General features: G+C 67.7%; 6 protein-coding genes and 1 pseudogene. 2 read left to right on the top strand and 5 right to left on the bottom strand.

Features of this window, described 5'->3' with window-relative positions; genetic code table 11:
* From ABZU75_RS32240 to ABZU75_RS32225, 4 genes are all read right to left on the bottom strand, one after another.
* A partial coding sequence (locus ABZU75_RS32240; RefSeq protein WP_355562446.1) for a DUF1963 domain-containing protein occupies nt 1-510 on the bottom strand: 510 nt, incomplete at its 3' end.
* Nucleotides 511-665: 155 nt separating this feature from the next.
* Entirely contained in the window at nt 666-1,322 is a 657-nt protein-coding gene (locus tag ABZU75_RS32235; RefSeq protein ID WP_355562444.1) for a hypothetical protein, read from the bottom strand.
* A gap of 239 nt (nt 1,323-1,561) precedes the next feature.
* Nucleotides 1,562-2,227 (bottom strand): DUF6461 domain-containing protein, encoded by a 666-nt coding sequence (locus ABZU75_RS32230; protein ID WP_355562441.1) that lies wholly within the window; start codon nt 2,225-2,227, stop codon nt 1,562-1,564.
* Nucleotides 2,228-2,452: 225 nt separating this feature from the next.
* Nucleotides 2,453-3,661, bottom strand: coding sequence for a DUF6461 domain-containing protein (locus ABZU75_RS32225; RefSeq protein ID WP_355562439.1), 1,209 nt, complete (start codon nt 3,659-3,661; stop codon nt 2,453-2,455).
* A gap of 357 nt (nt 3,662-4,018) precedes the next feature.
* Between ABZU75_RS32225 and ABZU75_RS32220 the strand changes: the two genes are divergently transcribed.
* Nucleotides 4,019-4,480 (top strand): plasmid pRiA4b ORF-3 family protein, encoded by a 462-nt coding sequence (locus ABZU75_RS32220; RefSeq protein WP_355562437.1) that lies wholly within the window; start codon nt 4,019-4,021, stop codon nt 4,478-4,480.
* Here ABZU75_RS32220 and ABZU75_RS32215 read toward each other — a convergent pair.
* Nucleotides 4,407-5,285, bottom strand: coding sequence for an alpha/beta hydrolase (locus tag ABZU75_RS32215; RefSeq protein ID WP_355562434.1), 879 nt, complete (start codon nt 5,283-5,285; stop codon nt 4,407-4,409). The two genes, ABZU75_RS32220 and ABZU75_RS32215, sit on opposite strands and share 74 nt — an antisense overlap.
* 566 nt (nt 5,286-5,851) lie before the next feature.
* Between ABZU75_RS32215 and ABZU75_RS32210 the strand changes: the two are divergent.
* Nucleotides 5,852-6,052: pseudogene (locus tag ABZU75_RS32210) on the top strand (hypothetical protein); the annotation flags it as partial.
* Between the last annotated feature and the right edge of the window lies 1 nt (nt 6,053).

Here is a 6,053-nt window from a genome sequence, read left to right as displayed (position 1 = left end):
CTCCCCCACGAGGCGGTCCCAGAAGTCATCGCCCAGCTTGACCAGTTCGTCATGGCCACGCGTCGGCCAGGTGGCAACGGTCTCGGCGACGAGCGGGGCCTCGGAGAACACCCGCTCCTCCCCACCAACGGGCACCTCGCCATCGGGCGCGCGTATGGCCCCGGCAGGCAGCGGAATCACCTGCGCAGCCGCGCTGTCCCAGGTGGCGAAGAACAACAGCGTGCCCTCGGCGGGCAGATCGATGTCCGACTCGTACGCCGCGAGCGCCACACAGTCCAGTTCGGCGAGAAACCGCATCGCGGAACCACCATCGGTGCGCGGCCACGCCACCCCCTCAGGCAGCCGGGGTAGGCCGCCCAGCCGGCCTACCGGCCAATCGACCGTGCTCTCGCCCTCCTCGATGATCGACAGCCGGATGGCCGGACGAGCCAGGGCAATGAACGGCTCGGCGAGCCCCTCGGGTAACAGCTCCCGGACGTAATCCGCGAAATCAAGCATCCAGTCACGCATGCCGCCCATCCTGCCCGGACCTGATCTCGAACGGAACGGTGCACGAGCAGCGACACAGCATCCCGCCCACAGCGACGTACCGGACCGCGAACTTCCTGTCCCGAGGGACAACTCATGTCTCGCCTCTGGCGCGGCGATCTTTAACGGCGCCCCAGTCATGGAGCCCAGGGCAGCCGTACCGCTTCGATCTCGGAGTCTTTCAGAAGCACGTCGATGAGCGAGGCGGGCCCGGCCACCTTGGTGGCCCACAGGTCGTAGTCGGTGCAGATGATCCATGAATGGTCCTCGGCCCAGAGGTTGGACGGGCTGAAGTCGACCTCGGGGTTGTCGTACAAGATCTCGGCATCGCCGAGACGACCCGCACGCACATGGAGGTTCTCGAAATCGGTCGCCCCGAGCATCAGGGGGCTGTAGTAGGCCAGGCAGCGGGTGTCCGCGCCCCCAGGGCTATGGGCACGGAGCAGGCCGATCAGATGGTTCCAGGTCTCGCGGTCCATGCTGCCCTCGGTCGGCGGAGCGATCGAGATGGGCCAGCTGCCGTTGACAGGGACGGAGGGGAAGCAGCGGTAACAAGGCAGGAGACCTTCGGGGACTACCGGATCGCCGCTGCGTTGCGCAAGGTCGGCCCAGCGCAGCCGTTTCCAGCCGGGGCCGGGGTGCTCGGCGCGGCCGAGGCCGCCTCCGATGACGGTTCCCACGGTGTTCATGTCGAGGCCACCGACGATCTCGGGGGGCACGCTTCCGTCCGCGATCGCGGCGCGGTGAACGTCGTCATAGGAGATATCGGTAGGGGCCTGATCATGCTCGTACATAGCGTTCAGTACCCAGGCTGCGTCCGGGAGCGGAGGCGGCATGAAGCCGGTGAGGCCGTCGCCGACAAGTTCTCGCAGCCAGTCGGTGGCACTGGAGGGCGCGACCGGCCACCGGGCTGAAAGCGAGGTCGATGGCTGGGGCATCTGACTATTCTCCCAGGTCTGGAGATATCAGTCGCAGGTCACATCCAGCGAAGTGGTGTACGTAAGCCGCTGGGTTTCTGGATGAGTTTGGGCGTTCAGTGCGTAACAGGGCCTGAGCAGGTCAGGTAGGGATGTTCCGCATTCAACCACCTGCGGTCCAGCCGCACTCCTGTAGCCAACTCGATGCCCGTCAAGAAGCCCGCCCTCCAGTCCCAGTTGTCGTCTCTCCCGGTCCAGGCGGTGTCCTCGTAGTCGAGGAAGAAGCCGCTGATCGCCGTCAATTCCGGCCACCATGCCAGGTTCGGGTGGTCCTCAGGGCGTCCAGGGAACAGCCCGTCGATCGACAGGAGGACCTCGCCGTCGACGGCGAGGGACAGGTAGTTCACGGAGTTGACGTTCCACCAGGCGTTGTAGACGCGGGCATTTGTGCTCAGGGGCCGAGTCACTGCCGGAGGCACCCCGAGATAGTCGAGTCCGTACAAGACGATCGCTGACCCGGCCCGGTCCACCGCCACCGGAGGCGGATTCAGGCGATAGTCGGGAAGGTCGACGACGTCAAGGCCGGCCGCTTCGTGGACCTCGTGCCCGGTGCCCCCGCTCAATCGGGTACCGATGTCTTCCACGGTGAGAGGCGCCGCGCCGACGTTGGGAACGACGACCGTCCAGCACAACGCCACATCCAGTGCAGGTGGCACGGGCTCGCCGACAAGCCGCCGATAGTGCTTGTACACCTCATCGGCTGCGGGCCGTCCGTCATCCACGTGATGGTCTCTTTCGTCATTGTCGAGTGGGTCGAGGAAGATCTTCGTAGAGGGCGGGGCAGCGTGACCGCCTGTGCCGATCCTGGGACTGGGCTGGCTCTTGCGCCGCGCAGGCCGACGGGAAGACCGCTGCTTTCGCAGGCAGGAGCAGGATGTCGCTCACGGACCGTGTGAGCCGGCGGTCGGCACGCGTTTCCGATCCTGATCTGCAGGACTAGGGACCTGCTATGCCGAGGCGGCGCGCAGCATTGCGGCGACGGCCGCCGCGTGATCGCGGTCAGCCATGACCTGATCCCCGTGGACCAGGGCGAAGTGGGTGCTGTAGGCGGCCCTTCTGGCATCGGGTGACAGGGCATGGCGCACCGCCACCGCCGTCTGCCGGCGAGGCCGGGCCTCCTCCCGCTCCTCCTCACCCGGGCGGTGATGCCACCTGCAGCTCGGGCAGGTCGGCATGCCGGTCGCGGTATCGATGGAGAAGATGTTGCGCCTGTCGCCCGGAGAGCGGTGCGGATCCGCGGACGGGCTCGTCATCCACTCGCCGGTGGCGCTGTCGATCGGATGGCCGGTCAGCTCCGACTCATAGCCGCGGATGAGCTCGGCGAGCGGGGAGTCGTGCCCGACCGGGGGCGTTTCGCCCCGCTCGGCCCGGGCGAGCGCCTCGGCGAGCACCGGGTGGCCGGCTACGCCTGCCAGCCCGCACTGGCGGCGGGCCTCGGCGATCGCGGCCCGCCGCTGGAGGTCAGGGGAGGCGCCGTCAATGGCCTCGGCGAGCCTGCGGTCGACGGCCCGCAGGGCGTGCCGGGCGAGCGGGTCGCCTTCCGGGGGGTCGCCGGGAACCGGGTCGGTGATGACTCCGCTCAGCAGCGGCCCGTCCAGCAGCGCGGGAGTGAACAGCACCCCGCAGATACGACTGGCCAGGGCGAGGGCGGCAGGAATGGAGCCAGGCAGGTACTGAAACTCCTCGTCCGGTTCGGGCTCCAGGCCCAGCTCGCGCATGTCCTCGTTGAGAGCGTCGGGGTGGCTGCCCCAGCGCTCCTGCGGTGTCTGCGGGCGAAAGGCCGTCCGGATCCGGCCGTCTACGGCATGTTCGAAGTCATGCGAGGACGCGTAGTTGTGGCGCATGACGGAGACGGCTTCACCGCCGTTGCGGGTCAACTCGCGCAGGGTCTCGGGCCGGGTCCCCTCCCAGCCGCTGTACTCGAAGGCGATTGTCCAATCGCCGGACCGGGTCGCCAGCACCATGTCGCAGCAGCCCTCGGTCTCCTCGATGCGTTCCATGAGCTTCTCGTCGTCCACCGCACGGATGTTGTCGTCGGCTACTCCGAACCGCCGGAGCGTCTCGCGCTCATCCAGGTCGTGAACGAAGGTGACGGTGTAGATCTCTTCCTGCCAGTCGTCCTCCCACGCGTAATCCGCGGGCATGATCTTGCGCATCGGTCCCCTCAGGCTTTCTCCATCATGATCGCGGCGAGTATGGCAGGCGGGTCCGACATCCCCGACGGTAGGAAGGATCGGCTCGTCGCATGTCCGGCCCAGGAGTTCCAGCTCGGCTCCGGGACGACGGACGAGCTGCAGATGGGGAGCAGCCCACATAAGCTCAAAATCCACATTGAGTTGATCTTGAAAGGTTGATCCGGCAGATTTTTGGCGTTCTGATCTGTTTCGCCGCTGTGTGCATGTTCGCCTCACTACGGTGTGTATCGTCCGTTAGGTCGGGCTGCCAGGAGGCGTGTGCGGTGACGTCGGTGGAGCGGACCGCTTATCGGGTATTCCCGCGGTTGATGACGACGCGTGTTGCGGGAGGTTCACCCGCCGGTGTGGCGGCGTGTCCACGTGCCGTCGATGGCGACTTTGGCCGACTTGCACGAGGTGATGCAGGTCGCGATGGGCTGGGAGCGGCACCACCTGCACGTGTTCTCCGACGGAGATCGGCAGTACGGCGACAACGCCCGTGACGAGACGGCGGTGACGATGGCCGGTCTCATCCCGAAGGCCGGGGACTGGCTCGGCTATCGCTACGACTTCGGCGACATGTGGGATCACGACATCGAGGTGGAGAAGGTCCACCAGGCCGCGGCCAAGGCCGCCTACCCCCGGTGCTCGGCCGGCGGGCACGCCTGCCCCCAGAAGACAGCGGTGGTCCGGAGGGTTACGCCGGAAACGTGTCATGGCACTGCCATTAGGTGGCAGGGCAGGAGGTTCCCTTGGCGGGGACCTTGCCGTTCACCACGTAGTCCTCGACGACGCCGGTGATGCAGGGACCACCGGCCGGGTAAGCGCCGTGCAGATCGCCTCCGTAGGTGACCAGCACGCCGTTGGTGAGCTGCCTGGTCAGGCTCGCCGCCTCCTTGGTCGGTGCGGCCGTGTCCTTCTCCGAGCTGATCACCACGATCGGGGCCGAGCCGGTGTGCCTGACCGTGCGGCCTTCGGGGTCGACGGGCACCGGCCACTGCGCGCATGAGGGGAGCAGGAAGGTGGTCGTCGGGCTGAGCTGGCCGAAGATCGGGGAGATACGGGTCAGCTTGGCCTCGATCCAGGGCAGGTCCCGTATGGCGGGCCGTTCGCGGTCACGGCAGTAGACCCCGCTGCCGTACGGGGCCGAGCCGAAGATCCCGAAGGGGCTGTAGGTGTCGCCTTGGCGACCGGTCATCGCGTCGGCGAGCTCCAGCAGGGGACCACCGTCGCCCTTGATCGCCTTGGCGAACCTGGCTTCCAGCTCCTGCCAGTACGCCTCGCCGACGCTCGTTGCATGCAGGGCGGCGATCGCCAGGCTGGCGCCGAGGCGGCGGTCGCCGACCTCGAGCGGCTTGCGCTTGAGCCGCTCGACCAGTCCCTCGACGGCGCTGTCGACCTCCTTGGTGTCCTTGCCCAGGTCACAGCCCTTCTTGACGCACCCGGCCAGGAACCTCTCGTAGAAGAGCTGGTAGGTGCGGGTGAGCTGCGTTACCACCTCGAGCACCGACTGCCGGGGGTTGAGCCCGGCGTCCAGCACCATCCGGCCGACCCGCTGGGGATGCAGGGTGGCGTAGACGCCGCCGAGGACGCTGCCGAGGGACATCTGTGCTGGATCCGGTGCACGATCCGCAGCGGCCGCCGCCGGACGGCCGCCGGAGCTACGCCCCCGAATGTTCGCGCATGGAGGAACTGTTCGATGTCACGGTGCTCGGCCACCGCCCGTCGCAGGCGGGGCCAGGACTCGTTGACATCGACCTCTGCGGACATCTGCGCATCCTGCCGGAACTGGGATGGCCACCGGCGCAGCCACCCGGCGCGCAAGAGTTTCTGCTGACCGGTCACGACGAGGAACCGCTGGGCAACTGCCGAGGCACTGCCGGGGTCTTCCGTGAGCGCCCGACTCCGCCTGTTCACCAGGTGACCCTTCTCGGCTGTCGGCCCGAGGCACCGTTGCGCGCCCTTCTGGAACGCCGATCCACCCGGCGACGTCATCTGCAGGCGGCAATCCATGCCGTCGACAGCACCGGCTTGGCCGTGTCGACGGGCAGAGCGGTGCTTGCCACCGTGACATGCTCACGCCCCTCCCCGCTGGGCGACGGACTCCTCGACATCGTCCTCGACGGCGGAATCGACGATCCGCTGCCCAGCGGTGCCCGCGAGATCTGGCAGTTGTGGCATACCGGCCGGCCCCCCCGGCCAGGCCTGTGGGCTGGCTACGACCGGGCGCTGCGGCACGAATGGGCCGGCGCGGCCTTGTACCACCATCCCCACGGGCGGTCGGACCTGCCCGCCGGGCACACTTACCACCTGGACGGCCGGTTCGTCACCGACATCGAGGGCTTCTACTGCGCCCTCGGTGAGGCCATCAACG

This window comes from Streptosporangium sp. NPDC005286, assembly GCF_040607515.1.
GTDB lineage: Bacteria > Actinomycetota > Actinomycetes > Streptosporangiales > Streptosporangiaceae > Streptosporangium.
This window is presented reverse-complemented; position numbering and strand designations above follow the sequence as displayed.

Bases quoted from the DNA above. Each gene is read 5' to 3' on its own strand.
- ABZU75_RS32235 (WP_355562444.1), bottom strand. From the start codon at position 1,322: ATGTACGAGCATGATCAGGCCCCTACCGATATCTCCTATGACGACGTT.
- ABZU75_RS32215 (WP_355562434.1), bottom strand. From the start codon at position 5,285: ATGTCCCTCGGCAGCGTCCTCGGCGGCGTCTACGCCACCCTGCATCCC.
- ABZU75_RS32225 (WP_355562439.1), bottom strand. From the start codon at position 3,661: ATGCGCAAGATCATGCCCGCGGATTACGCGTGGGAGGACGACTGGCAG.